Source organism: Hoeflea prorocentri (genome assembly GCF_027944115.1).
In the GTDB taxonomy this organism is placed as follows: domain Bacteria; phylum Pseudomonadota; class Alphaproteobacteria; order Rhizobiales; family Rhizobiaceae; genus Hoeflea_A; species Hoeflea_A prorocentri.
In genome coordinates, this window is sequence record NZ_JAPJZI010000001.1 from 4,231,830 (window position 1) to 4,256,151 (window position 24,322).

Sequence of the window (24,322 nt, forward strand, 5' to 3'; positions counted from 1 at the left end):
GACCGGTTACGGATTGAACAGGAGTACCTCTATGCGCCCATCAGGCAGAAAAACCGATGAGATGCGGGCCGTTTCCTTCGAGCGCGGATTTTCCAAGCACGCAGAAGGATCCTGCCTCGTCAAGTTCGGCGACACCCATGTGCTGTGCACTGCAAGTCTGGAGGAGCGCGTTCCACCATGGCTGCGCAATGCGGGCAAGGGCTGGGTGACGGCGGAATACGGCATGCTGCCCCGGGCAACCGGCGAAAGGATGCGCCGCGAAGCATCCGCTGGCAAACAGAGCGGAAGAACGCAGGAAATTCAACGCCTTATAGGCCGCTCACTCAGAGCCGTGGTTGATCTTGAAGCCCTCGGCGAGCGTCAGATATCCGTCGATTGCGATGTCATTCAGGCCGATGGCGGAACGAGGACGGCGTCGATCACCGGCGCCTGGATTGCCTTGCATGACTGCCTCAAATGGATGGAAGCGCAGGGCATGGTATCGGCCGACAAGGTTCTGAAAGACCATATCGCGGCCATCTCCTGCGGTATTTTCCTCAATCAGCCGGTCATCGATCTCGATTATGTCGAGGATTCCTCCGCAGAAACCGATGCGAATTTCGTGATGACGGGTTCGGGCGGCATTGTCGAGATCCAGGGCACGGCCGAAGGCGAACCGTTCAGCGAGGACGAATTCGCCAGTCTTCTGGGCCTTGCCAAGAACGGCATCTCGAGCCTCGTGGAGATGCAGCGGCTGGCAACAGCCGCCTGAGATCCGCGCCATGAAACCGATCAGCCACATATTGGAAACCGGTCTTTATGCCGATGACCTCGATGCGGCCGAGCGGTTTTACGGGGATGTGCTGGGCCTTGAAAAGGTGACGCGCGCGGGTAATCGGCACGTCTTCTTCCGCTGCGGCGAAGGCATGCTGCTGATCTTCAATCCAGCTGAATCGGTCAAGCCCCCGGGCAATCCGGCAATGCCGGTACCGGTGCACGGTGCAAAGGGCGAAGGACATATGTGCTTTGCGGCAACGGCCGAGGAGATCGCCGCGATGAAAACGCGGCTCGAAGCCTCGAATATCGCTATTGAGGCCGATTTTCACTGGCCGGGCGGTGGCCGATCTATTTATGTGCGCGATCCGGCCGGCAACAGTATCGAATTCGCCGAACCCCGCATCTGGGGTTTCGGAACAGAAACGGACACGGGCATTGAGACAACTTGAAGACAGGAAGCTGGTCATCGCCAGCCACAATCAGGGCAAGGTGCGCGAGCTGAGGCAGCTTCTCGACCCTCTGGGTTATACTCTGGTAACAGCGACGGAGCTGTCCCTCGACGAGCCGGAAGAAACCGGCGTGACGTTCGAGGAGAACGCCGAACTGAAGGCCCGGGCGGCCGCATCCGCGTCCGGCCTTCCATCGCTCTCGGACGATTCCGGCCTTGCAGTCGACGGCCTCGATGGGGCGCCGGGTATTTATTCGGCCCGCTGGGCCGGGCCAAAAAAGGATTTCGGCGAGGCGATGCGCCGCGTCAACGAGGAACTTGAGGCCAGGGCGCCGGACAACCGGACGGCGCGGTTTGTTTCGGTCATCTGCCTGGCCTGGCCGGACGGTCACGTGGAGTTTTTCCGCGGCGAGGTGGAAGGCACGCTTGTGTGGCCACCGCGCGGCGACCAGGGCTTCGGCTATGATCCGGTCTTTTTGCCGGAAGGATATGAAAAAACCTTCGGCGAGATGAGCGCCGAGCAGAAACATGGCTGGACACCCGGACAGGAAAAAGCGTTGTCGCACCGCGCGCGGGCATTCAAGCTGTTCGCCGAACAGTGCCTAACGAGCTGACAAGCGGAAACGGTTATGCGTCATCAAGCAGATGCCGGATTTGGCGTTTACGTACATTGGCCCTTCTGCGCGGCCAAATGCCCCTATTGCGACTTTAACAGCCATGTGCGGCACAGGCCGGTCGACGAGGGCCGTTTTGTCGCCGGATTTGAGCGTGAAATCCGTCATATGCGCTCCATGACAGGCCCCAGAACCGTCACCAGCGTCTTTTTCGGTGGTGGCACGCCATCACTGATGGCGGCGGAAACGGTCGGGTCGATCCTGTCGGCGATTGCCAATGCGTGGCACATGCCGGACGACATTGAAATAACATTGGAGGCCAACCCATCGAGCGTGGAGGCTGAGCGCTTCCGCGGTTACCGGGCCGCGGGCGTCAATCGCGTCTCGCTGGGCGTTCAGGCGCTTGATGACACGGATCTGAAATTTCTCGGCCGTCTGCACAATACCGAGGAAGCGCTTCGGGCAATCGGCCTTGCACGCGAGACCTTTCCGCGGCTCTCATTCGATCTCATCTATGCAAGACCCGGTCAAAGCATTGAAGCATGGACCGGGGAACTGGACCGGGCGATCGGCCTGGCGGCCGATCATCTGTCCCTTTACCAGCTGACAATCGAGCAGGGCACGCCCTTTTTCGAACTCCACCGCAGCGGCAAGCTGGTCGTACCGGACGGAGAGTTGAGCGCCGATCTTTACGAAGCAACGCAGGAACTGACCGAAGCGCGGGGACTTCCGGCCTATGAGGTTTCCAATCACGCGGTGCCGGGCGCTGAGAGCCAGCACAACCTGACCTATTGGCGCTATGACGATTATGTCGGGCTCGGCGCCGGAGCGCATGGCCGGCTGAGCGGACCCACTGACAAAACCGGAACCATCAACCATCGGCTGCCGGAGCGATGGCTTGAGCAGGTGGAAACGCTTGGTCACGGTATGGAGACCCAGGAGCACCTTGATGCGGGCTCACAGGCCGACGAATTGATGCTCATGGGATTGAGGCTGCGCGAGGGCATGGACCTTGCCCGCTGGCACAGCCTGACGGGCCGCAGCGTCGACCCGGACAAGGAGGGCTTTTTGATATCGCATGGCCTTCTGGAGCGGCTCGGCAACTCGCGGCTGCGCTGCACGCCGGCCGGCATGATGGTGCTTGATGCCGTGGTGGCGGATCTGGCCGCCTGATCAGGCCATTTCAAACAGCAGGTAAGCCGGTCTAACCGGCCAGGCAGCGACGGAAATAGAGCTGCCGCGGTGTCCGATTGTAGTCCCAGGCGGTGCCTTGATCGGCATAGTAGGCCGCGCTGGCCGGCGGACAGAGGCTGCCGCTGCCATCCGAGCAAGGCACCCAGCGGTCGCCAATGTAACCCGGCTCCTGATTGATAACGAGTTTCGGCGGGAATTTTCTCGCCGCCGCGGCGCGGCACTCGGCATAGCTGCTACCGCCGGACGACACCGCCACATCCGTTTGATCTGCGACCTCGGATACACAGCCGGAAGCGATCAATGCCAGAGCGGCCAGAAAAAAACTGCGTAGGATAGCGGTGTCCACAATAGGCCTCGCAACTGGTTTGATGGGAGCACGAATCGGCCGATCCCGGTCGGCTTTTGCCACACTAGCCAGTCTGACAGTCAATTTGAAGCTTTTGATGGCGGAACGTCTATCTCCAGCAATGGAAGAGTGCGGCCCGGGATTGCATCGGACGGGGCACGGCCAATCTCTCGGGCTCCCATCTTGAGATAGAACGCCACTGCATTGGGATCGGACAGAATGGTCAGCCTTGCGATCTTGTGTTCGCCGGCAAGCGCCAGCAACGCAGTAAAAAGACGTTTACCGACGCCCATGCCCATGGCTTCGGGGTCAATAAAAAACTGATCGATTTCAAAACCGTCATCATCCGGGCCGATCGCTGCGATCCCGACAAGTTCACCGTCAAGTTCGGCGGCGAGAACGTGGCCGGCTTCAATACATCCCGGATCGACGGTCAGGGCGTCCTTGCAGCGACGCATAAAGTCTTCGCCATAACCCCAATGGGATTTGGAGCGCACACAAATGGCGCTCAGCGCCGCCGCCTCTTCCGCCTTGGCATTCCGGATGACAATCGGCGCCATTCAATGGGCCTTGGACATATCCCCGAGCACTTCCTTGGATGCAACGGTGGAATCGGCGTTGAGCCGGTAGACCATCGGAACGCCGGTCGCAAGATTGAGCCCCGTGACCTCGTCTCGCGTCAAACGGTCGAGCACCATGACCAGCGAGCGCAACGAATTCCCATGGGCGGCCACGAGAACCTTCTGGCCGGCGAGCACGCGCGGCAAAATCTCCATCATGTAGTAGGGCCAAACGCGCGCGCCGGTATCCTTGAGGCTCTCGCCGCCCGGCGGCGACACGTCATAGGAGCGGCGCCAGATGTGAACCTGCTCTTCACCCCATTTTTCTCGTGCGTCATCCTTGTTGAGCCCGGCGAGATCGCCGTAATCACGCTCATTGAGCGCCTCATCATGGATGGTCTCGAGGTCCGGCTGGCCAACCTTGTCGAGAATGATGTCGCAGGTGCGCTCTGCCCGCACCAGCACGGAGGTAAACGCGATGTCAAAGCGGATGCCATAGGCGTGCAGCGCCTCACCACCCTCTTCGGCTTCCTTCAGACCCTGTTCCGTCAGGCCCGGGTTCTTCCAGCCGGTGAAGAGGTTCTTCAGGTTCCATTCGCTTTGGCCGTGCCGTACGAGAACGAGTGTTCCGGACATAATGGCTACCTTTCTGATTCTAATGCGTATTTTCCGTTTGCCTTACTTGCCGGCAAAAGGTTCTATTGATCTGAAATCCCGAGGACATCCAACATGGAATAAAGGCCTGGCTGGCGGCCGCGCGCCCATAGGGCCGCCTTGACGGCACCGCGCGCGAAGATGGACCGGTCAAGCGCACGATGTGTCAGTTCAATCGCCTCACCCTCGCCGGCCATCACCACCGAGTGCTCTCCGACAACCGAGCCGCCGCGCAACGTGGCAAACCCGATTGATCCCACAGGTCGCGGACCGGTCTGGCCGTCCCGCACGCGCACGCTGCTTTCAGAAAGATCCACACCCCTGCCCTGTGCTGCGGCCTCACCGAACAGGTAGGCGGTTCCGGACGGCGCATCCACCTTGTGGCGGTGGTGCATCTCCAGCACTTCGATATCCCAGTCAGCCGCATCGAGCGCGCGCGCGGCCTGTTTCACCAGAACGCTCAAAAGGTTGACGCCGAGGCTCATATTGCCTGATTTGACGATTGCCGTGCGGCCGGAGGCAGTACGAACGGCCTCTTCCTGGGCGCTTTCAAAGCCGGTGGTTCCGATGACGTGGACGAGGCCGGAGCTGGCGGCAAGTTCGGCAAAGCGCACCGAGACGGCAGGCGCGGTAAAGTCCAGAACGCCATCGGCGGAAGCAAAGGCCACCTTCGGATCGTCGGTTACGAGAACACCGTTGCGGCCGAGACCTGACATCTCCCCGGCATCGCGACCGATAGCATCTGATCCATCACGTTCAACGGCGCCTGCGAGCGTTGCTCCTTCGATCGCGCTGATTGCCTGTATGAGCGCCTGGCCCATGCGTCCGGCCGCTCCGACGACGGCCAGTTTCATATCAGCCATTGTCCACCTCACTGACTGCGGGTTTCCTTTCAAGCCCGAGATCTTCGCTCCCGTCGAGACCGAGCGCCTGAAGCTTGAGGAACCTGGCGTATATGCCGCCATCCATGGCGGCAAGCTCCGCGTGGGTGCCCTGTTCTGTTACCTTGCCGCGCATCATGACGACGATCCGATCGGCGCGTGCGATTGTGGAGAGCCGGTGGGCAATCACCAGAACCGTACGACCCGACATTGCCTCATCCAGAGCTTTCTGGACCAGGACCTCGGATTCGGTATCAAGGGCTGAGGTCGCCTCGTCGAGAAGAAGGATCGGCGCATTGCGGATCAGCGCCCGGGCAATCGACAATCGCTGGCGCTGCCCGCCTGAAAGCGTCGAGCCGCCCTCGCCGATGGGCGTCTCGTATCCCTCGGGCTGCTCCAGAATGAAATCATGTGCAAAGGCCAACCGCGCCGCTTCCTCGACCTCGGCGTCGCTGGCATCGGGCCGGCCATACCGAATGTTGTCGCGTATCGTACCTTCGAAAAGATAAGGGTGCTGTGAGACGTAAGCGATACCGGCACGCAGGGAGTGTTTCGTCACCTTTCCGATATCCTGCCCGTCAATGAGGATCCGGCCTTCCGGCAAATCGTAAAAACGCGGCAGCAGGTTGACGATGGTCGTCTTTCCGGCCCCGGACGGGCCGACCAGTGCGGTTGTCTTGCCGGCTTCGGCAACGAAACTCACATCATGGAGGACGGGGCTAGTTTCCGCGTATCCAAAACTGACATGCTCGAAGCGGATCTCGCCGCCCGATATCTCGATCGCCTTGGCACCCGGCGCGTCCGGCTGATGCGGAACGATGTCGAGCACTTCGTAGATCATACGCGCATTGACAATGGCCCGTTCCATATTGACCTGCAACTTGGCCAGCCGGCGTGCAGGATCATAGGCGAACAAAAGCGCGCCAATGAAGGAGACAAGGGCGCCGGGCAACTCGTTCGAATTGATGGTCTGGCTGGCGGCATAGGCAAGGATGCCGGCAACGGCAAGGCCGGCCAGCGAATCCGTCAGTGGCCCGGTGCGTTCGGTCAGCCGCACGATACGGTTGGACCTCGCCTCGGCATCGGAGACGAGATAGTCGACCTTGTGACGCAACTGATCTTCCATGGTGAATGCCTTGACGATGGCAATGCCCTGCATCGTCTCCTGCATCACGCCATAAACGCGGCTGTTGACCAGCACAGCCTCACGGGTGACGGCACGCAGGCGCTTGGAGATATAACGCAGCGCCACAACCACAGGCGGGCCGACGAGGAAAACGGCAAGCGTAAGAACCCAGTCCTGATAGAACATCACACCGACCAGCGCGACCAGGGTCAAAAGGTCCTTGGCAAGCGACGTAACCGTCAGATTGAGAACATCGCGGATGCCGCTGGCGTTCTGGCCGATCCGTGCAGCCAGCTGCGCCGATCTGGTTTCGCCGAGATAGCCGACCCCCAGCTCCATCAGATGTGAGAAAAGACGGCGCTGGTAGCGCGCCACGATATTGTTGCCGATTTGTGCAAGCGCGACCGCCTGGCCGTATGTTGCCGCTCCACGCACGACGAATGCGGCAAAGATGCCGGCCGTAATCCACCAGATGACGTCCGCACGCTGACGGGCAAAGGCCTCGTCGACAATGTCTTTCAATATCCAGGCAAGAAAGGCAGTCGACATGGAAATCGCGACCAGGCAGGTGATCGCAAAGGCATAGGTGCCGATGTAGTCACGGCCGTTCTCAGAGAGAATACGCCGTAGCATGCCGATAATCGTATAGGTGTCGACCCGCGTTTCGTCAGATTCGGCCAAATGAAAATGCCCTGAATTGATTGGATACAGCGGCTCTATATACGCTTCGGGACCGTTTGCCTATGCCCTCCAGCGGCGCCCTTCCGTCGCCACGCCAAAACGGACCGGTGTGCGCGCGAATGAGGCGAGGCCGAACAAAGCCGCCAGTGGGTGAGTGATGACGCAGGTCGGGATAGAGCGCATCATCTCTTCGTGCGGCGCCTTGTCCTCGAAAGCCGCCCGAAATTCCGGTTTTTCAAGCACCGGGATGATCTTCTGGGCTATGCCGCCCGACAAAAACACACCGCCGCGCGCCATAAACACCAGTGCGAGATCGCCGGCGACCCGGCCGAGAAATGTCGCAAAAAGTGATAGTGTTTCGGCGGCTAAGGGATCGCTGCCGTCAAGGCCGGCCCCGGTTATCTCATGCGGCGCACTATAGGCCGGCTTAACCTCGTCTGCCTTGCAGATGGCGCGATAGAGGTTGACCATGCCGCTGCCGCACAGGATCTGCTCTGCTGAAATGCGACCGCCGATCGCCTCCAGATGCGGGAAAATCGCAAAATCACGATCGGTGCGCGGACCGAGATCGATATGCCCGCCTTCTCCGGGAACCGGAATCCAGTTGTGATTGGAGTAAACCAGACCGGCAACGCCGAGACCGGTTCCGGGCCCCAGCACAACGCGTGACGTATTGGCCTCGATCGCACCGCCGCCGATACCGTGGCGATGCTGCTCGTCCAGCGAGGCGGCGGCCAGGGCCTGCGCCTCGAAATCATTGAGAACGATGACGTCATCCAGGAAAAAATCCTTCATCATCTGCTTTGGGCGCACCACCCAGGGACAGTTGGTCAGTTGGATTTCGTCGCCGTCGACGGGGCCGGCTATCGCGAATATGGCCGCACGCGGCTGCACCGATGTCTTGTCGAGCACACAGACCTGGATCGCTTCTTCGATCGAGCCGAAATCCGCCGTCGCCAGAATCGGGAATTCCTTTGGCTGGGCAAATGCATCCACCAGGATGGCAAACCGTGCATTGGTTCCGCCGATATCGCCGATCAGGATCGGGAAATGAACGATGGCTTCCTGGTCCATGATATTAGGCATAGGTCCGTCCGTCTCCGAAATTGGCCGTTCCGGCGTGCGCGCCGAAGCGTCTCGCCGGAGGCTATTTCTGCCGCATTAAATCGATTTGAATTCTTCCTATAGGGAATTGCGAGCGCAAATGAAAGCAGCGGCAAGGGCTTATTTTAGCGCAAAACCGCTTTAATCGGGAAATGTTGCAGTTCTATTGCACGAAGGGCCGCGGCTTTGGCACCGGCACAAGCGCCGGCAATGAAAAGGGCGAACGCACCGGCTTGACCGGCGCAAACGCGGTACGGGCGCCCGACACAGCCTGGAACGTCACTTCCGTCTCGGTCGCCGGACCGGCCGAGTTAAGCACGACCGCACACGCCGTCGGCAGGTCCGACAGCAAAATGTGCTTCGGCTTCTTCGGTTTTTTCGGCTTTGCCGTCTTTTTGGGTTTCTTGGCGGGCTTCTTCGGCTTCAGCGCCACATCGAACCACCAGTCAAGTTCCTTGCCGCATCCGGCGCTTGCAGGAACCGCGTTCTGGGCCCGGCAAGAGGCGGATCCGTCCGGGCACCGCAGCCTTATATGCATGTGATAGTGATGGCCGTAATAGGGCCTGATCTTGTTGAGGTTCGAACGGTCGCCCTTATAGGTTTCGCACAGTCTCTTCTTTATGCCGGGGTGAACCAGCACCCTTTGGACTTCCGGATAGCTGGCGGCGCGCATGATCAGCCTGCCATGCGCGTCTGTCCAGACCGCCGGATCAACCACCACCGATTTTGCCTTCAGCACCGAAATGGCACTGGTTGATTCACGCTCCTGAGCGCTGAAACGCCGGTTTGGCATCGGTGTCAGCCAGATATCGGCGTCAAGGCCGATCTGATGGGAGGCATGGCCGGTCAGCATCGGTCCGCCGCGCGGTTGCGACAGATCTCCGACGAGAAGACCCGGCCAGCCATCCTTTTCGGCGGCGTCGCGAGACAGTTTATCGATTGTGGCAATCAGTTGCGGGTGACCCCAGCGCCGATTGCGCGACAGCCGCATGGCCTGCCAGTAAGGCCCGTCTGTCGCGATGGCTATGCCACCGGAGAAGCAGCCTTTGGAATAGAAGCCATGAACTTCCGCCGGCATCGCCGAGGGCAGTTTCTTGCGGCCGAAAAGCTGCTTGGCCGGCGTGCCGTCGGCGGCAAGGGTCGGAAAGGCCAGCGCCAACACGCCGCAAAGGGCAGCCAGAAATTTAATCGGAAATCTTCTTGCGATCATGGCAAAGGCCTCACCCGGACCAAATCATTCTGTCTCATCATATGGCAAAACCCGGACAATCACTATCCACCGCGCAGTATGACCTCATCGAAGGACACGAAACACTTTGAGCGGGCCTTGCGGACCCGGCCTTGCCGGCTGGAGGAACGATGGCACGTTGCCGGCGGCCAGATTGGCGTAAAGACCGTCAGGGTAGGTCCTGACGATCTCCCGGGTCTCCGGGTCGCCGGCACAAAACGCTACAAGCGTTACGCCGGCACCGCGCAGAAAAGCTTCTGCGTCGCCTTCGCTTCCCATGGCGATCTGGTATTGGGTCAGAATCCCGCCCTGGTTCCGGTGATATGGCGCTGAAAGCACACGGTGCGATGTGAAACGCAAGATCGCCGACCCAAGGCCGGTGCCGGCGGATACAACACCGGCGGGTTCTGCTGCGAGGACTGCCAGGTTCCCGGAAGAATTGCAGGCCGCATGGTGCTGCCCCCGGTCTGCGGAATAGGTGGTAACCGCATCAATCCCGCCGAAAGCCGCTGTTCCAGCAAAGGCCCAGAAAAGCTGCAAGGAAACGAGCATCAGAGCCAGATACTGCACCGCCGCCATACCCAGACTTTTGTTGCGGCGCGCGCTGGGGCTCTTTTGAGCGATCAATGCGGAAAGCGGGACAATGGCGATCAGATTGGCAAAGACCGCACCGCGCACCTGATGGAGCGAAAGCGCATAGGCGACAGTGAGGATCGTGAACAGAACGAGATACCGGACGATTTCTGCTCCCCGCGCGACCTGCCAGGCGCATAACGCCAGCGCGATGAGGGGGACCGCGTAGAAGGCACCAAGGCTTTCAGGGCTGATCCGCCCCTGGCTGACGACCGATCGGGCCTCGCTCACGCGATCCAGCCAAAGCGAACGCAACAGCGGGTCAAGTCCCGCATAGGGCTCCTGGAGGCAGGACGGCGCAATCGCCACGACCGCTGCACCCAGGCCCAGGCCGACAACCAGAAGAGATGTCAACCGGAAGCGTCTGCTGCGATCGCTCCAGCGCGCCGCAAGCAGGAACAGCACAACACCGCCCGCCGTGCCAAGCAAATAGGACCCGCCGGAGAACGCGTCGCATGCAATGCGTGCATAGGCTGCGGGCGGCGTCAGAAGATAAAAACAAACCGCAAGCGTTGCGGCAAATGCCATGCCGAAGGCGCGCGCACCGCGACGCGCCGGGCGGCCGACCCAGGCCCACAACACGGCAATTGCACAACAGCCGGCGGCAACAATGGGAACGGTTTCTGCCCCGACGACAATGGCAAGGGCGCCAGCAGAACCGGCGACGGAGCACCACAGGCGGCTGAGCTTCGGCTCGGTGAGCCCCGCCACCATGAGCATGATGAGTATGAGCTGGACGTTGTGATGGTCAATGGAGCCGGGCTGGAAACGGTTGTGGGCGACAACAAAGAAAGCCGAAAGGACCAGCGCGACAACCATTCCCCCACGGTCGCCGAAATTTCGGCCGGCAATGGCGGCTGCCAGGAAAAGCGGGACGAGAAGCGCCAAAGGCCAGACAAACAGCGCTGCGGCCTCGGCTGTTCGAATGTCTGTAAACAGGGAAAAGAACCCGATGAGATTGGCAAGCGGCACATCGATGAGCCGCGACCAGTGCATCGGCGTGCCGCCCTCGAGCCCAAGCCGGTACTGGGTCAGGTCGAACCAGCCCTGCCCCGCCATCAGGTCCCGGACCTGGACGAGACGCATCACGTCGTCATTGTCGGCACCGACATAGTCCGTGCCGAAATAGATATGCATCACCGAGAGAAAAGCAGCCGTTGCAGCCGAGGCCGCTGCCACCGGCAAAGCCAGGGCCGCACGATCACGGTGTTCGTCCGCCTGCGTGTGAGCAGCATTCGAATTCGGCAAAATCTTAACTCCAGGCAGCCACCCAGGGCGGCAATTCCAACGGACACAGCCTAGCCCCAACCTTCCGAAGAAAAGGTAAAGGCCTGATCCTGCGCCACTATCCGCCGGCCCTGACCGGCCGATAGGATATTTTGGATTCCGTTTGCGTAGGCCGTGCAGAATGGAAAAGGATGCTGTATATGGGTCACCGGACGGCGTGGCGGCAGACCGAGCGCCGTGAATAATCAGCGCCGGTCCGGCGGCAAGGCAAGGAAAACAATCGCTGCATGAAAAAACGACTGCTGAGTTTCGTCGTTGTCGGCGGAATTGCCTTTGCGACGGATGCCGGGCTGCTGATGGGACTGTTACGCTGGACTGCGCTGGACCCGTTCACGGCACGACTGATCGCGATAGCGGCTGCCTTGCAGGTGGCCTGGCTGCTCAACCGCAATTTCACGTTCGGCAAGAGCACGCGCCACGCCGCTGTCGAGGGCATTCGCTACAGCAGCGTCGGCATAGCGACGAGCCTTTTGAACTATCTGGTTTATACGGGACTTCTTGTGTTCGTGCCGGAATTGCGGCCCGTCTTCGCGCTGACCATCGGCTCGGCGGTTGCAACGGTGTTTTCCTATACAGGCTACGCGAAGCTGGTGTTCGGGCGATAATCTACCAGGGCTCGACGGACAGTTCGGGCCAGACCTCAAGCGCTCTTTTTGCCTTGGCCGAATAACCCGGCTCGTTCAGAAGGACACGGTTGGGAATGACCCTGAACGAAAAAATGTGGTCGAGCCCGAATGGAGCGCACAGATCGAGCGTTCCGTCGTTTTCCAAACGCAGACCGACGGCATGGGTTTCGGAAGAAAACCGTTTGAGCGATTCATCGGTGCACGTCAGCGGCGAAACCTCCTGACCGAATTTTTCCGGATACCAAAGGTGAACACGCGCCTGATTGCGGATTTCGACGGGGATTTCGGAAGCCGCAAAAACACCTTCTCCGCGCTTGATCACCTGGTCCTCGGCATCCCATGACAGGTCACCATCATCGAAGTAGAACAGATCGACGTCGCGGATGCCGTTGCCCGGCGGCCTTTCGGTCAGAACATTCCAGACCGTGTTGTAGATAATGCCCGCGACCATGCGCCATTGCGGCAAACCAAAGGCGCGTGCCGTTACGAGCGGATCGTAGACAACCGGCTGCGAACGGACGATATCGAAAAGGATGTCCCGCTGCTCTTCAAACGTTAATCCGGCGTAGCGAAGATGGTTCACGGTCAGCTCCCCGGCTCAGTCGTCACCGACCCGAATCGCGGACCGGCGCTTTGCGATGATGCGGGCCGGCCGACGCGAATTCAACCGCCTTGAACGGGCTCCCAGCCGTCATGTTCGGCGGCGCGGTAAACCGCGTCGATCATTTCCTGGTTGGCCTTCGAACTTTCAAGGGAAAACAGCTCACCGCCGGCGCCCTGCGCCACGTCGCCAAAGGCCTCCAGCATGGTGCGATACTGACGCTCGCCGCCGAAGCGGAAGGTCCCGGACACCGCGTGCGACTGGTCATGCAGGGTGACGACGGGGTGGCCATAGTCGCCAGCGTTAAACGGCGCGGACACCACGATGGCGCCCTCGTCGCCGTGAAACACCATCTCCTGGCGCAGCGCCATTTGGGTCGCACAGTAGAAGTTGAGAGTGAATGCTCCGAAATCGGCCGTTACGTGGGCGTAGATGTCGGTTCCGAATGCCGGATCGCGTTCGACCACGGCGCGCACACGCGATGGTTCCGCGCCTGTCACCATGCGTGTTGCAACGGTCGGGTAGACACCGATATCCGGCAAGGCACCGCCGCCCAGTTCCAATATGTTGCGCATGTTTCCCGGATCGCGATTGAAATAGGTGAAGACGCCGCTGACATGCCGCAACGTTCCGATCGCACCCTCGGCAACGAGTTCGCGCACCTTAGCCCACTGCGGATGATAGTAGACCATGAATGCTTCGCTGATCAGCAGGCCGGAGCGGTCGCGCTCTACTATGAGACCGTCAATTTCACCGGCGTTGAGCGCGATCGGCTTTTCGCAAAGCACATGTTTGCCTGCCTTGGCCGCCTTGAGGCTCCACTCGATATGCTGGCTGGTCGGCAGCGGGATATAGACACCGTCGACCTCAGGCGAGGCGAGGAGTTCCTCGTAGGACCCGTAGGCGTGCGGTGCGCCGAAACGGTCCGCCACCTCGCGGGCACGCGCCAGATCGCGGCTGGCAATGGCCGTGACAACCCCGTTTCGGGCATCCTGCATAGCCGGAAGCAATTGAGTGCGGGCAATATTGGCTGTCGACAAAACGCCCCAACGAAACAAGGCCATATCAGGCTCCTTTAGCTGCTCTTTCGCGAATTTCTGAAAATTTCCAGTCCTTCAGCAGTTGCCCGTCTTCCCAGACCGGCTGCATCAGGTTCTCCCGGTCACCCAGATCCTTCAGGGGGACGGCGGCAAAGTCGCCGTTCTCACAGATGACCGCCTGTCGGAAGGGTTTCGAGGCCTTGCCCGGATCGGTCTTCGGATCCTTGTGGATGCCGGTCCATTTGCCGGAGGTATCCTGCCTGGCATTGGCCTTCATGGCGAAGCGCAACGTGTCGCGGTTAACCTTCTGCAGCAGTCCGGCGCCCATGCCGAAGGCTATATTCTCGGCCGACCAGCCGCGTTCCATCAGCCGGTCAAGGATGATCCTGATCGTCTCCGGCGTCACGCCATCGCCCTGGATGACGCGAACAGCCGGGTTCAGGACCTTGTAGCCCTTGTTGTTGACGGAATGTCCGAAAATCGAGCCCAGCATGTCAACCGTGTCGACCGGCACGACCTGCGGATCGCCCGAATCCGGCCTTACAACCAGCGTGCCGCCCATCTGTTCGACCTTGGAGCGCAGTTCCTTGCCCCAGATTTCCGAAACGGCGCGATAAAGATCGTAGGAATCTGACACGACAGCGACCATCTTTCCCTCGCCGCCGAAGGCTTCGATCATATTGCCGTAGGCTTCCGCCTCGCGTTCCTCGCCCCAGGCTGTCATGGTCGAGTGTTCGGCGGCGGGAATAGAAAAACCCGCCATTTCCTCGCCGTAATATCTGCGTGCGTAGACAAGGCCAGACACGGTGTCCGTTCCCATAAAGCTGACGAGATGCGCAACACCGCCAATGCCCGCCTGCTCAAGCGACGTGGCGCCGCGCGCTCCGAAATCATGCAGGCGGAAAGGAAGAACATCACCGTAATCGTCACAGGAGCGCTCAAGCGCCGTGGTGATGATACGCCGCACGTAATGAGAGACGGTCGCAACGGTTGCCGGATACCAGACGGCACGCAGGAGTGCCGTTTCGATGAAGGTCGGCAGCCAGAAAAAATCAGGATCCGTGTTCCTGATCTGAACAAGGGGCGTTCCGACTGGTGCGATGGAGCCCTCGGGCAACGCTTCGATCAACAATGGAAAGCTGCCGCCATGGCGGTTTACCAGAAGCTCCCATCCCTCGCGGTTGAAGGGCAGGCCGTGCGCCGTGACCAGTTCATCCGCGTCGTCCACATCCTGCATGGAGATACGGCGCGTCAGGTATTCCTTCAAAAACATCTGCAGGCCGAAGAACAGCACATGGTCGTGACGTCCTCCGGGGCGGCTCTCGATATAGGCCGAAATCGCCGCGGTTTCCGGCGGATACTGGGCGAAATGGGAATATTTGTAACTGTCCGTATTCAGGATCATGTTCATGATTTCGCCCTCGACCGGTCCGTTATGCTCAACTTAAGCATAACCGAGCCGGCAAAGCATACACTATGCGCGCAGAACGCCACCGGTTTTTTTGCCGACATTTTCGATGATGCGCTCGGCCAGCGCTTCCAGATCGGCATCTGTCAGAGTGCGTTCATCCGGCTGGATATCGACCTCAACGGCAACCGACTTCTTGCCCTCGCCCAGCGACGGGCCTTCAAACAGATCGAAGACGCTGACATCGGCAATTAGTTTCTTGTCAGCAGCGGCGACAGACCGGGTGATATCGATCGCGGCGACACTTTCGTCGACAACAAAAGCAAAATCGCGCTTGAGCGCCTGGAAGTGCGACACCTCAAGCGGCGTTTTTGTCCTGGTCGCCTTGCGTTTCGGCTCGGGGATGACATCAATTCTGACCTCAAAACCGCATACCGGCCCCGATACGCCGATCCGATCGAGCGCCTTGGGGTGGAACTCCCCGAAGGTTCCGAGAATAACCTTCGGACCGAGTTTGATGGTTCCGCTGCGTCCCGGGTGATACCAGTGCGGACCGCCTGCCTCGATCTGTGCCCGCTCGACTGGCGCGCCACAGGCTTCAAGCGCGGCCAGCGCATCCGCCTTGGCATCAAAGACACCCACAGCTTCGGCGGCACCGGCCCAATGGCGACCGCTGCCCTCGAGCCGCGCATTGCCGCGTCGCACGCCGGCGGCCATGCGATGCTGGCTGGCATAGGTGTCACCCTCATAGACGTCGGAGACTTCGAACAGCGCCAGATCGCCATGCCCCCGGTCCGCGTTGCGCTGGACAGCGGCCAGAAGGCCAGGCAGGAGCGACGGGCGCATGTCGGACATGTTGGCGGCAATCGGATTTGCCAGCTTGAGCGTTTCACCGCCGCCACCGAACAATTCGGCAAGATCGCCCGGGATAAATGACCAGTTGACCGCCTCTTTCATGCCGCGTGCCGCAAGGGCCCGCCGCGCCGTGCGCGTGCGGATTTGAAGCGTCGTCAGGATACGTTCACCGATATGGGCTTCACGCGGCAGAGGTTGCGGGTCGATGCGGTTGACGCCATGGATGCGCATGACCTCCTCGACCAGATCGGCCTTGCCGTCGATATCCGGGCGCCACGTGGGTACGACAACGTCCACCGTCTCACCGTCACCATGCGGTTCAAAACCGAGGCGCTTCAAGATGCCGATGGCGTCATCGCGCGGAACGTCGATGCCGGTCAACCGCCGGATTTCCGCAAGCGGGAATGTCACTGTTTTCGGCTTCGGTTCCTCGTAGCCGCTGATGATGGGCTGAGTCGGATCGCCGCCGCACAGGTCCAGGACCAGCTTGGTTGCCAGCTCCATGCCCTCGGCCATGTAGGCGGGGTCCACGCCACGCTCAAAACGGTAGCGCGCATCGGTGATGATGCCGAGGTCGCGCCCGGTGCGGGCGATATTCTGCGGATCCCACAGGGCCGATTCGATGAGCACATCTGTCGTGCTCTCATCGCAGCCCGAGTGCTCGCCGCCCATGATGCCGGCGATCGATTCAACACCCTTGTCGTCGGCGATGACGCAGATGTCCTCGTTGACGTCATATTCGCGCTCATCGAGCGCCAGCACGCTCTCGCCCTGGCGGCCACGACGGACGACAAGATCGCCGTGCACCTTGCCCGCATCGAAGACGTGCAGCGGCCGTCCCCGGTCGAAGGTGACATAGTTGGTGATGTCGACCAACGCGTTGATCGGCCGAAGACCGATTGCGGTCAGGCGTTGCTGCATCCATTGCGGGCTCGGGCCGTTCTGGACGCCGCGCACCATGCGCAACGCAAAACCGAGACACAAAGGCTGCGTGTCGCCAAATTCCAGAGACACATTGACCGGGCACGGGCCATTGCCGCCCGCAGGCGGGGTCCGGGCGTCCTTCAATGTGCCGAGGCCGTAGGCTGCAAGATCACGGGCTATGCCGCGCACGCCCGTGCAATCGGGCCGGTTGGGCGTCAGGCCGATTTCGATCACCGGATCGTCAAGCCCGGCATGGGCGGCAAAGCTGCTGCCGATCTCCAACTCGCCTTCAAGGTCGATTATGCCGTCATGCTCGTCCGACATCTGCAATTCGCGTTCAGAGCACATCATGCCATGGCTTTCGACACCGCGGATCTTGCCGACCGACAATGTCAGATCGATGCCCGGCACATAGGTTCCGGGCGCTGCGAATGCTCCGATCAGGCCGGCGCGTGCATTGGGCGCGCCACATACGACCTGCACCGGTTCGCCGCTGCCGGTATCCACACTGAGGACGCGCAGGCGGTCGGCATCGGGATGCTGCTCGGCCGTCAGCACCTTGGCAATCACAAAGGGCTTGAGGCCGGCCTTGTCATCAACCTCCTCGACCTCGAGCCCAATCATGTTGAGCGCATCGACGATTTCTTCGAGCGTGGCTTCGGTCTCAAGGTGGTCCTTCAGCCAGGAAAGCGTAAATTTCATCGGTCTATCCGTCGTCCAGATGGGTCCGCACGCAGCGGTCTAATGGGTTGCCTGCCGCCCGCTTCAGGGCGTCAGACCTGAAAACAGGGTCGGCATATCGAGCGGGCGGAAACCGTAATGGTTCAGCCAGCGCACATCGGCGTCGAAGAAGGCGCGCAGATCAGGCATGCCGTATTTGAGCATGGCGAGCCGGTCTATGCCGATGCCCCAGGCAAAACCCTGATAGACATCGGGATCGAGCCCGACATTGCGCAGCACGTTCGGATTGACCATGCCGCAACCGAGGATTTCCATCCAGTCTTCGCCTTCCCCGAACCGGACTTCATTGCCGGACCGGTCACACTGGATATCAAGCTCCAGACTCGGCTCGGTGAAGGGGAAATATGAGGGCCGGAAGCGCATGTTGATGTGCGGCACCTCGAAGAATGCCTTGCAGAATTCCTGCAGCACCCATTTCAGATTGGCGACATTTGCGCTCTGGTCGACCACAAGCCCCTCAAGCTGATGGAACATCGGCGAGTGAGTCGCGTCGCTGTCACAGCGATAGGTCTTGCCGGGGATGACGATCCGGACCGGTGGTTTATGCTTCTCCATCGTATGAATCTGTACCGGGGATGTGTGGGTGCGCAGCAGTTTGCGCGCACCATCCTCGCCCGCATTCAAAAAGAAGGTGTCGTGCATTTCCCTTGCCGGATGGCCTTCCGGGAAGTTCAGGGCGGTGAAGTTGTAATAGTCCGTCTCGATATCCGGACCCTCGGCGATGGAGAAACCCATATCGGCGAAAATCGCGGTGATCTCGTCCACCACCTGGGAAATCGGGTGGATGCGCCCGACTTCGGCAGGCGAACGGCGAACCGGCAGGGTCACGTCGACCGTTTCATTCGCCAGGCGCGCCTCGATGGCAAGATCGTGCAGGGCCGATTTGCGTTCGGCAATTGCGTCGGCGATACGGCTCTTCAGACCGTTGATTGCCGGACCCATGACCTTGCGCTCGTCTGCGCTCATCTTTCCGAGCGTCTTCAGCTTTTCGGAAACACTGCCTTTCTTGCCGAGCGCCGCCACGCGGACCGCCTCGATTGCCTGCTCGTCCTCAGACGCGGTGATCTCGGCGAGAATGGCCTGTTCGAGTTCTTCCAGATCAGCCATGGTCGTTGTTTCCGTCGTCCCGTTGTCTTTCAGCATCTTTTGCTGCTCCGTAAAAAAACCCGCGCCGGTCCAGCCAGCGCGGGTTTCCCAAATTCATGATGTCGTGCCTGGGAAAGCGCTGGCTTAGCGGACAGCGCCTTCAAAAGCATTGGGTGTGGTGTCTTTAAGATAGGCGAGCGACGCCTTGGCGCTCTCCACCAGCGCACCGAAAGCCTCGGGCTGGTTGATCGCCATATCGGACAGAACCTTGCGGTCGACCTCGATGCCGGCCTTGTTGAGACCGTCGATGAAACGACCATAGGTCAGGCCATGCTCGCGCACGGCTGCATTGATGCGCTGAATCCACAGAGCGCGGAAATTGCGCTTGCGGACCTTGCGGTCGCGATAGGCATATTGCTTGGCGCGATCGACGGCCGCCTTCGCGGTGCGGATCGTGTTCTTGCGGCGGCCGTAATAGCCCTTTGCCTGCGACAGAACCTTTTTGTGTTTTGCGTGGGAGGTCGTACCCCGTTTTACGCGTGCCATGATCTAAGCTCCTTGATCTAACGCCCGGCCCTTAAAGGCTGTTCGGCATAAATTTCTTCACGATGCGTGCATCCGGTTCGGACAGAACCATCGTGCCGCGTGCGTCGCGAATGAACTTGTTGGATCTTTTGATCATGCCGTGGCGTTTGCCTGCGGCGGCGGATTTGACCTTGCCCGAAGCGGTAATCTTGAACCGCTTCTTGCAAGACGATTTCGTCTTCATCTTGGGCATTTTGCTACTCCGTTTTCAGACCGGACAAGCGGCCTATTTGTTGTTTGCCCCGCATGACGTCCCGCCCTTTCGGACCGGACCGACAAAAACCGCGTTGAAGCCCTTTCGGGCCGGGACGGATTTTCGATCGGGGACATTGTTGCATTCAAAACCGCCACGGCATGCCCTGCCGGACGGTTCGGACGCGGCCTTATAGCGGCCAATGAACGCCAGCGCAAGCGGTTTCGAGCCCTCATCTCGCGCCGGCGGCGTTCAAACTGCTGTGGGTTATTTCGGCGCCAGCACCATCATCATCTGCCGGCCTTCCAATTTGGGCTCGGCTTCGACCTTGGCTATTTCGACCGTGTCTTCCTTGACCTTCTGGAGCAACTGCATGCCGAGCTGCTGGTGGGCCATCTCGCGTCCACGGAAACGCAACGTCACCTTGACCTTGTCGCCGCTGTCAAAAAAGCGGTTCATCGCCTTCATCTTCACCTCATAATCGTGGGTGTCGATGTTCGGCCGCATCTTTATTTCCTTGACCTCAACGGTCTTTTGTTTCTTGCGGGCCTCGGCGGCTTTCTTCTGAGTCTGGTATTTCAGTTTTCCAAGGTCGAGAACCTTGCAAACCGGAGGATTGGCGTTGGGGGAGATTTCCACGAGATCAAGTCCCGCGTTCTGCGCGACCTCGAGCGCTTCTTCTATAGAAACGTCGCCGCGATTGTTCCCCTCATCGTCGATAAGCTGCACCTGGGGAGCCCGGATGTCTTGGTTGGCGCGCGGTCCGGTATTGGTCGGCGGTGGCGCTCTGAATGGTCTGCGAATGGCCGTAGTCTCCTTGGCTGTTTCGTATCTTACTAAAATGCCTGCATTGCACACGGCGCAAGCAGACAGGGGCGGCAATGTCACCATCGCCGCAATCAAGTCAATAGCATGACTTGTGAAAAAAATCACCCGCCGAGGGCTTTCCACGCCGCCATGGCCCGTGCTTTTGGTTTACGATCCGTTCGCCGCACGCAAATCGCGGCGACATTCGGGCGATACAAACAGGAAGGTGCAATGACGCAACCAGCAGAGCAATTGGACGTGGGCGCCGGCGAGAATGAACGGACCATCGCCGTGCGGCACCGTGGCGGCACCGTGAGCGGCAAACCCGGCCTGGTATGGCTCGGCGGGTACAGGTCCGACATGGCTGGCACCAAAGCTGTTGAGCTCGACCGTTTCGCGGGCGAAAAAGGCCTTGAATGCACCCGTTTCGATTACTCGGGACACGGGGAATCCGGCGGCGACTTCCGGCGCGGCACCATCTCCCGCTGGCTTGAGGAAAGCCTTGCGGTCTTCGACCGGTTCACCAGCGGGCCGCAGGTTCTGGTCGGATCGTCCATGGGGGGATGGATCGCCCTTCGGATGGTGCAGGAATTACAGAAATCCGGGCTGAAAGGCCGCCTCCACGGCCTTCTGCTGCTGGCGCCCGCGCCCGATTTTACTGCCGTGCTGCATGAACCGCTGCTGACGGATGCCCAACGAAAAGACCTTCAGGAACAGGGCTATTATGAAGAGGAGACGCCCTATGGGCCGGACCCAAACGTTTTCACACAGGCGCTTTTTGAAGACGGCCGGGACAATCTGGTGCTGGATGGCATGATCGAAACCGGATGCCCCGTGCACATCCTGCAGGGAATGGAAGACCCGGACGTACCCTACAGTCATGCCTTGAGGCTGGTGGAACATCTGCCCGCCGACGATGTGGTGCTGACACTGGTGCGGGACGGCGATCATCGTCTCTCGCGGCCGCAGGATATCACTCTCCTGCTGAATGCGGCCGCGCAGATGATCGAAGCATGACCGAAGTGCAACACTCGTCCACTGTCTCGGTAACCATAAACAGAACTTGAGCGGTTTGTTTGTTGACTCGGCACCTGTCCCCAATCTTAACTGTTTGTTAAGAATAATGATGGGCGTACAGGGACGGGTCGTCTATGAAGGGCGTGTTTTTAAAGGCTGCAATTGCCGGTTGTCTTGTCGCAATGTCGTCGACTCCGATTGTCATGGCGGCACAGCCCATGGGCTCGTCCATGGTTGTCGGCGACGTCACGTCCCAGCCCATCGGTCACTATGAATTCTGCAAGCGGAATCGCGAGGAATGCCGCGGGACCGGGGTTCGCACCGCGCCGCCACGCGTAACCAATTATGGCTGGACCGTCGTGCAAGAGGTCAACAAATCAGTCAACTATGCCGTTATGCCGATGACGGACTACGAAATTCACGGCCGCGAGGAAGTCTGGTCCTATCCCGATGTTGTCGGAGATTGTGAAGACTATGTGCTGCTCAAACGCGCCATGCTGATCGAACACGGCTTTTCTCCATCCGATCTGCTGATCACCGTCGTACGCAAGCCCAATGGCGAAGGCCACGCAGTGCTGACGCTGCGCACCTCGGACGGCGACTATGTGCTCGACAATCTCGAGGACGAGGTGAAACTGTGGGTCGACACGCCCTATACCTACCTCAAACGCCAGGCGTCGTTCCATGCCGGGCGCTGGGTGGATATTGAAAATGGCGACGAACTGATGGTCGGCTCTATCCCCGAATAGACCGCTTCTCCTTCACATCCGAGCGGACGCAATCATAAGACCAAGCGCTTCAAGCACTGAAGCTGCGTCGGCGAGTTCCTGCGCCTCGAGATATTCCAGTCCGATCAGGGCACCGTAAAGCAGCCGCGCCATTCTTGCCGCGTCTTCACTGTCATAGCCGATATCCGAAACGATGCTCTGAAGATATTCCAGGCGCCGGCGATCGACGTTTTTTGCCGTCGAGGCCGCCTTGCCGTCGAGCTGGGCCCACTCGCGAATGGCCGCCTCGGTGCGCACACCGCCATATTCGGCGCTGCGTTCGCTTGTCACCAGCGCGATCAGGTCCTGCAGACGCGCCGATGCGTCCCTGAAGGGCCCTGCGTTAAGGGCAATAATATCTTCCGTCGCTCTCTTGCTCCAGGTTTGAAGCATCGCTTCCTTCAACGCCGGAACGTCCCGAAAATGCCAGTAGAACGAGCCTTTGGTTGTGCCCAGATCCCGGGCAATCGCTTCAGCGCGAATGGCCTGAACGCCGCCGGCGGACAGGGCGCGAAACGCGGCCTTTATCCAATCCTCGGCCGAGAGCTGATTTTTCTTTTTTGCCGCCCGCGTCATTGCGCCTCGCTGTCATTTGTCAAAACCATACGCCAGCGTATTGAAACCTTCAAGGCGAACTGTTACATACGGTAGCGTATGGTAGACGAAACAGATGTATAGGTGAGGACCGGTCAATGTTTGTCGCAATAACCGTCGCTGTCATTCTCTTCGCGATTTCATCACTCCACTTCCTCTGGGCGGCGGGCAGCCCCTGGCCGTGCGCAGACGAAAGGAGCCTCATACGCACGGTGGTCGGACACCCTGAAACAAAGGGCTTTCCGTCTCCGGCCCTCACTGCGGCCGTCGCCACGGCAATCCTGCTTGCCGGGTTGATTGCCCTTTGGGCCGGCAACGTCGTGAGCCCGCCTCTGCCCGACTGGATCAGGATCGCCGGCCTCGTCGTACTGACCGGCGTCTTTCTGCTTCGCGGTTTTGCGAGCTATTTGCCGCGGCGCTTGTGGGGCGAAATGACCGAGCCGTTCGCAACACTCGACCGGCGTTACTTTGCACCGCTCTGTATCGTGCTCGGCCTTGGTTTTCTCTGGCTGCTTGCCGGAAACCTTCCCAACTAACCCTGGAAGGCGCGGCGCTGCCGCGCCTACCTACGCCGTTCCAATCAGCAGACCCGCAGCAAAGACCAATGCGCCGCCGAGCACCACCTGGAAAATGGCACGCGACCAGGGCGTTTCCATGAAGCGGTGCTGGATCCAGGAAATCGCCCACAGCTCGACAAAGACGAGGGCGATGGCAATCGTCGTGGCAATGGTAAAATGCGGAATGAGGTAGGGCAGCGCATGGCCGAGGCCGCCGACCGTTGTCATGATGCCGGTCGCAAGACCGCGCTTGATCGGTGCTCCGCGGCCGGAAATCACCCCGTCGTCGGAGGCGACTTCGGTAAAGCCCATGGAGATGCCTGCTCCGATGGAGGCGGCAAGGCCGACGAGGAAGGTCTGCCAGGTATCGCCGGTCGCAAAAGCGGCGGCAAAGATCGGGGCAAGCGTCGATACCGAACCATCCATCAGACCTGCAAGGCCCGGCTGGATATAGGTAAGGATCATCTGGCGGCGTTCGATTGCCGCCTCTTCCTTTTGCACATCCTGCGGCGCGTGCGTTTCGGTCAGCCGGTGCGCCATGGAGCCGTGTTCGCGCTCCTCCTCCGCGAGGTCGCCCAGGAGCTTGCGCGTTGCCGCATCTTGCGTCTGCTGCGCCGCCTGCAGATAAAACCGCCAGGCTTGGCGTTCCATGCGCTCGGCTTCGTCGCGGATGTTTTCAACCGAATGATTCTTCGTCAGCCATAACGGCTTGCGCTCCATGTAGCCGCGCACATGTTCGCGCCGGATCAAAAGGATGCGCTCCCCGAAACGCTCGCGGTAGAGGTCGATCAGGCGGCGCCGGTGCTCGTTTTCCTCCCGCGCCATCTCTTCGAAAATTTCGGCGCTGCCGGGATAATTGTCCTTCAGCGCATCGGCATAGGCGAGGTAGATGCGGCCGTCATCCTCTTCATTGGAGATGGCCAGCGCCAGAATCTCCTGCTCGCTGAGGTGGGAGAATGAGCGGCGGGCGGCACCGGTAATGCGGTTAAGCATGACTAGATTTCCTATT

The 24,322-nt window shown here is 60.1% G+C and carries 26 protein-coding genes; 8 read left to right on the top strand and 18 right to left on the bottom strand.

The window, feature by feature from the left end:
• Positions 1-31 precede the first annotated feature (31 nt).
• The 4 genes from rph to hemW are packed head-to-tail and all read left to right on the top strand — an operon-like array spanning position 32 to position 2,991.
• Positions 32-751, top strand: a complete 720-nt coding sequence (gene rph / locus OQ273_RS19930; protein WP_267992679.1) for a ribonuclease PH — start codon at positions 32-34, stop codon at positions 749-751.
• A gap of 10 nt (positions 752-761) precedes the next feature.
• Positions 762-1,205: a VOC family protein gene (locus OQ273_RS19935; RefSeq protein WP_267992680.1), complete on the top strand. Its 444-nt coding sequence runs from the start codon at positions 762-764 to the stop codon at positions 1,203-1,205.
• Entirely contained in the window at positions 1,192-1,818 is a 627-nt protein-coding gene (gene rdgB / locus OQ273_RS19940; RefSeq protein WP_267992681.1) for an RdgB/HAM1 family non-canonical purine NTP pyrophosphatase, read from the top strand. The genes OQ273_RS19935 and rdgB overlap by 14 nt, the downstream gene beginning before the upstream one ends.
• Positions 1,819-1,833: 15 nt before the next feature.
• Positions 1,834-2,991 (top strand): radical SAM family heme chaperone HemW, encoded by a 1,158-nt coding sequence (hemW, locus tag OQ273_RS19945; RefSeq protein WP_267992682.1) that lies wholly within the window; start codon positions 1,834-1,836, stop codon positions 2,989-2,991.
• Positions 2,992-3,022: 31 nt separating this feature from the next.
• On the opposite strand, the gene OQ273_RS19950 is transcribed toward hemW, so the two are convergent.
• From OQ273_RS19950 to OQ273_RS19985, 8 genes are all read right to left on the bottom strand, one after another.
• Positions 3,023-3,358, bottom strand: coding sequence for a hypothetical protein (locus tag OQ273_RS19950; RefSeq protein WP_267992683.1), 336 nt, complete (start codon positions 3,356-3,358; stop codon positions 3,023-3,025).
• Positions 3,359-3,438: 80 nt separating this feature from the next.
• Positions 3,439-3,918 carry a GNAT family N-acetyltransferase gene (locus tag OQ273_RS19955; protein WP_267992684.1) on the bottom strand — a complete coding sequence of 160 codons (480 nt, stop codon included), beginning with the start codon at positions 3,916-3,918 and terminating at the stop codon, positions 3,439-3,441.
• Positions 3,919-4,554 carry a 2,3-bisphosphoglycerate-dependent phosphoglycerate mutase gene (locus OQ273_RS19960; RefSeq protein ID WP_267992685.1) on the bottom strand — a complete coding sequence of 212 codons (636 nt, stop codon included), beginning with the start codon at positions 4,552-4,554 and terminating at the stop codon, positions 3,919-3,921. It lies immediately after the preceding gene.
• Between the two features lie 62 nt (positions 4,555-4,616).
• On the bottom strand, positions 4,617-5,426 hold the full coding sequence (gene dapB, locus OQ273_RS19965; protein WP_425493431.1) for a 4-hydroxy-tetrahydrodipicolinate reductase: 810 nt from the start codon (positions 5,424-5,426) through the stop codon (positions 4,617-4,619).
• 1 nt (position 5,427) lies between these two features.
• The gene (locus OQ273_RS19970) at positions 5,428-7,212 is read right to left on the bottom strand and encodes an ABC transporter ATP-binding protein (RefSeq protein ID WP_267993159.1); all 1,785 of its coding nucleotides are present in this window, start codon (positions 7,210-7,212) and stop codon (positions 5,428-5,430) included.
• Positions 7,213-7,320: 108 nt separating this feature from the next.
• Positions 7,321-8,346, bottom strand: a complete 1,026-nt coding sequence (locus OQ273_RS19975; protein ID WP_267992687.1) for a glucokinase — start codon at positions 8,344-8,346, stop codon at positions 7,321-7,323.
• 181 nt (positions 8,347-8,527) lie between these two features.
• Entirely contained in the window at positions 8,528-9,574 is a 1,047-nt protein-coding gene (gene mepA, locus OQ273_RS19980) for a penicillin-insensitive murein endopeptidase (RefSeq protein WP_267992688.1), read from the bottom strand.
• An 84-nt stretch (positions 9,575-9,658) separates the two neighbouring features.
• On the bottom strand, positions 9,659-11,473 hold the full coding sequence (locus tag OQ273_RS19985; RefSeq protein ID WP_267992689.1) for a hypothetical protein: 1,815 nt from the start codon (positions 11,471-11,473) through the stop codon (positions 9,659-9,661).
• 266 nt (positions 11,474-11,739) lie between these two features.
• On the opposite strand from OQ273_RS19985, the gene OQ273_RS19990 reads away from it, so the two are divergent.
• On the top strand, positions 11,740-12,117 hold the full coding sequence (locus OQ273_RS19990; RefSeq protein WP_267992690.1) for a GtrA family protein: 378 nt from the start codon (positions 11,740-11,742) through the stop codon (positions 12,115-12,117).
• 1 nt (position 12,118) lies between these two features.
• On the opposite strand, the gene OQ273_RS19995 is transcribed toward OQ273_RS19990, so the two are convergent.
• From OQ273_RS19995 to infC, 8 genes are all read right to left on the bottom strand, one after another.
• The gene (locus OQ273_RS19995) at positions 12,119-12,721 is read right to left on the bottom strand and encodes a nucleotidyltransferase family protein (protein ID WP_267992691.1); all 603 of its coding nucleotides are present in this window, start codon (positions 12,719-12,721) and stop codon (positions 12,119-12,121) included.
• A gap of 80 nt (positions 12,722-12,801) precedes the next feature.
• Complete coding sequence (locus OQ273_RS20000) at positions 12,802-13,797, bottom strand: Gfo/Idh/MocA family protein (RefSeq protein ID WP_267993160.1); 996 nt, start codon at positions 13,795-13,797, stop codon at positions 12,802-12,804.
• A 7-nt stretch (positions 13,798-13,804) separates the two neighbouring features.
• The gene (locus tag OQ273_RS20005; protein WP_267992692.1) at positions 13,805-15,190 is read right to left on the bottom strand and encodes a nicotinate phosphoribosyltransferase; all 1,386 of its coding nucleotides are present in this window, start codon (positions 15,188-15,190) and stop codon (positions 13,805-13,807) included.
• A gap of 63 nt (positions 15,191-15,253) precedes the next feature.
• Positions 15,254-17,668, bottom strand: a complete 2,415-nt coding sequence (gene pheT, locus OQ273_RS20010; RefSeq protein ID WP_267992693.1) for a phenylalanine--tRNA ligase subunit beta — start codon at positions 17,666-17,668, stop codon at positions 15,254-15,256.
• A 63-nt stretch (positions 17,669-17,731) separates the two neighbouring features.
• Positions 17,732-18,814, bottom strand: a complete 1,083-nt coding sequence (pheS, locus tag OQ273_RS20015; RefSeq protein WP_267993161.1) for a phenylalanine--tRNA ligase subunit alpha — start codon at positions 18,812-18,814, stop codon at positions 17,732-17,734.
• Between the two features lie 123 nt (positions 18,815-18,937).
• Positions 18,938-19,339, bottom strand: a complete 402-nt coding sequence (rplT, locus tag OQ273_RS20020) for a 50S ribosomal protein L20 (protein WP_267992694.1) — start codon at positions 19,337-19,339, stop codon at positions 18,938-18,940.
• A gap of 31 nt (positions 19,340-19,370) precedes the next feature.
• Positions 19,371-19,571, bottom strand: coding sequence for a 50S ribosomal protein L35 (gene rpmI / locus OQ273_RS20025; protein WP_220228947.1), 201 nt, complete (start codon positions 19,569-19,571; stop codon positions 19,371-19,373).
• Positions 19,572-19,838: 267 nt separating this feature from the next.
• Entirely contained in the window at positions 19,839-20,375 is a 537-nt protein-coding gene (infC, locus tag OQ273_RS20030; protein WP_267993162.1) for a translation initiation factor IF-3, read from the bottom strand.
• Between the two features lie 234 nt (positions 20,376-20,609).
• Between infC and OQ273_RS20035 the strand changes: the two genes are divergently transcribed.
• Entirely contained in the window at positions 20,610-21,395 is a 786-nt protein-coding gene (locus OQ273_RS20035) for an alpha/beta hydrolase (protein ID WP_267992695.1), read from the top strand.
• 134 nt (positions 21,396-21,529) lie between these two features.
• A complete protein-coding gene (locus tag OQ273_RS20040; protein WP_425493396.1) occupies positions 21,530-22,144 on the top strand; it encodes a transglutaminase-like cysteine peptidase in 615 nt (204 codons plus the stop codon).
• 12 nt (positions 22,145-22,156) lie between these two features.
• Here the strand turns inward: OQ273_RS20040 and OQ273_RS20045 are convergent, their stop codons facing one another.
• Positions 22,157-22,738, bottom strand: coding sequence for a TetR/AcrR family transcriptional regulator (locus OQ273_RS20045; protein ID WP_267992696.1), 582 nt, complete (start codon positions 22,736-22,738; stop codon positions 22,157-22,159).
• A 116-nt stretch (positions 22,739-22,854) separates the two neighbouring features.
• Here OQ273_RS20045 and OQ273_RS20050 point away from each other — a divergent pair, with 116 nt between their 5' ends.
• Positions 22,855-23,292: a DUF3995 domain-containing protein gene (locus tag OQ273_RS20050; protein WP_267992697.1), complete on the top strand. Its 438-nt coding sequence runs from the start codon at positions 22,855-22,857 to the stop codon at positions 23,290-23,292.
• Between the two features lie 30 nt (positions 23,293-23,322).
• Here the strand turns inward: OQ273_RS20050 and mbfA are convergent, their stop codons facing one another.
• A complete protein-coding gene (mbfA, locus tag OQ273_RS20055; protein WP_267992698.1) occupies positions 23,323-24,306 on the bottom strand; it encodes an iron exporter MbfA in 984 nt (327 codons plus the stop codon).
• Positions 24,307-24,322 lie beyond the last annotated feature (16 nt).

What these genes read in the sequence shown, in the direction of transcription:
- rph (WP_267992679.1), top strand. Translation starts at nt 32, where the DNA reads ATGCGCCCATCAGGCAGAAAAACCGATGAGATGCGGGCCGTTTCCTTC.
- OQ273_RS19935 (WP_267992680.1), top strand. Translation starts at nt 762, where the DNA reads ATGAAACCGATCAGCCACATATTGGAAACCGGTCTTTATGCCGATGAC.
- hemW (WP_267992682.1), top strand. Translation starts at nt 1,834, where the DNA reads ATGCGTCATCAAGCAGATGCCGGATTTGGCGTTTACGTACATTGGCCC.
- OQ273_RS19955 (WP_267992684.1), bottom strand. Translation starts at nt 3,918, where the DNA reads ATGGCGCCGATTGTCATCCGGAATGCCAAGGCGGAAGAGGCGGCGGCG.
- OQ273_RS19960 (WP_267992685.1), bottom strand. Translation starts at nt 4,554, where the DNA reads ATGTCCGGAACACTCGTTCTCGTACGGCACGGCCAAAGCGAATGGAAC.
- dapB (WP_425493431.1), bottom strand. Translation starts at nt 5,426, where the DNA reads ATGAAACTGGCCGTCGTCGGAGCGGCCGGACGCATGGGCCAGGCGCTC.
- OQ273_RS19970 (WP_267993159.1), bottom strand. Translation starts at nt 7,212, where the DNA reads ATGCTACGGCGTATTCTCTCTGAGAACGGCCGTGACTACATCGGCACC.
- OQ273_RS19975 (WP_267992687.1), bottom strand. Translation starts at nt 8,346, where the DNA reads ATGCCTAATATCATGGACCAGGAAGCCATCGTTCATTTCCCGATCCTG.
- mepA (WP_267992688.1), bottom strand. Translation starts at nt 9,574, where the DNA reads ATGATCGCAAGAAGATTTCCGATTAAATTTCTGGCTGCCCTTTGCGGC.
- OQ273_RS19990 (WP_267992690.1), top strand. Translation starts at nt 11,740, where the DNA reads ATGAAAAAACGACTGCTGAGTTTCGTCGTTGTCGGCGGAATTGCCTTT.
- OQ273_RS20005 (WP_267992692.1), bottom strand. Translation starts at nt 15,190, where the DNA reads ATGAACATGATCCTGAATACGGACAGTTACAAATATTCCCATTTCGCC.
- pheT (WP_267992693.1), bottom strand. Translation starts at nt 17,668, where the DNA reads ATGAAATTTACGCTTTCCTGGCTGAAGGACCACCTTGAGACCGAAGCC.
- pheS (WP_267993161.1), bottom strand. Translation starts at nt 18,814, where the DNA reads ATGGCTGATCTGGAAGAACTCGAACAGGCCATTCTCGCCGAGATCACC.
- rplT (WP_267992694.1), bottom strand. Translation starts at nt 19,339, where the DNA reads ATGGCACGCGTAAAACGGGGTACGACCTCCCACGCAAAACACAAAAAG.
- rpmI (WP_220228947.1), bottom strand. Translation starts at nt 19,571, where the DNA reads ATGCCCAAGATGAAGACGAAATCGTCTTGCAAGAAGCGGTTCAAGATT.
- OQ273_RS20035 (WP_267992695.1), top strand. Translation starts at nt 20,610, where the DNA reads ATGACGCAACCAGCAGAGCAATTGGACGTGGGCGCCGGCGAGAATGAA.
- OQ273_RS20040 (WP_425493396.1), top strand. Translation starts at nt 21,530, where the DNA reads ATGAAGGGCGTGTTTTTAAAGGCTGCAATTGCCGGTTGTCTTGTCGCA.
- OQ273_RS20045 (WP_267992696.1), bottom strand. Translation starts at nt 22,738, where the DNA reads ATGACGCGGGCGGCAAAAAAGAAAAATCAGCTCTCGGCCGAGGATTGG.
- OQ273_RS20050 (WP_267992697.1), top strand. Translation starts at nt 22,855, where the DNA reads ATGTTTGTCGCAATAACCGTCGCTGTCATTCTCTTCGCGATTTCATCA.
- mbfA (WP_267992698.1), bottom strand. Translation starts at nt 24,306, where the DNA reads ATGCTTAACCGCATTACCGGTGCCGCCCGCCGCTCATTCTCCCACCTC.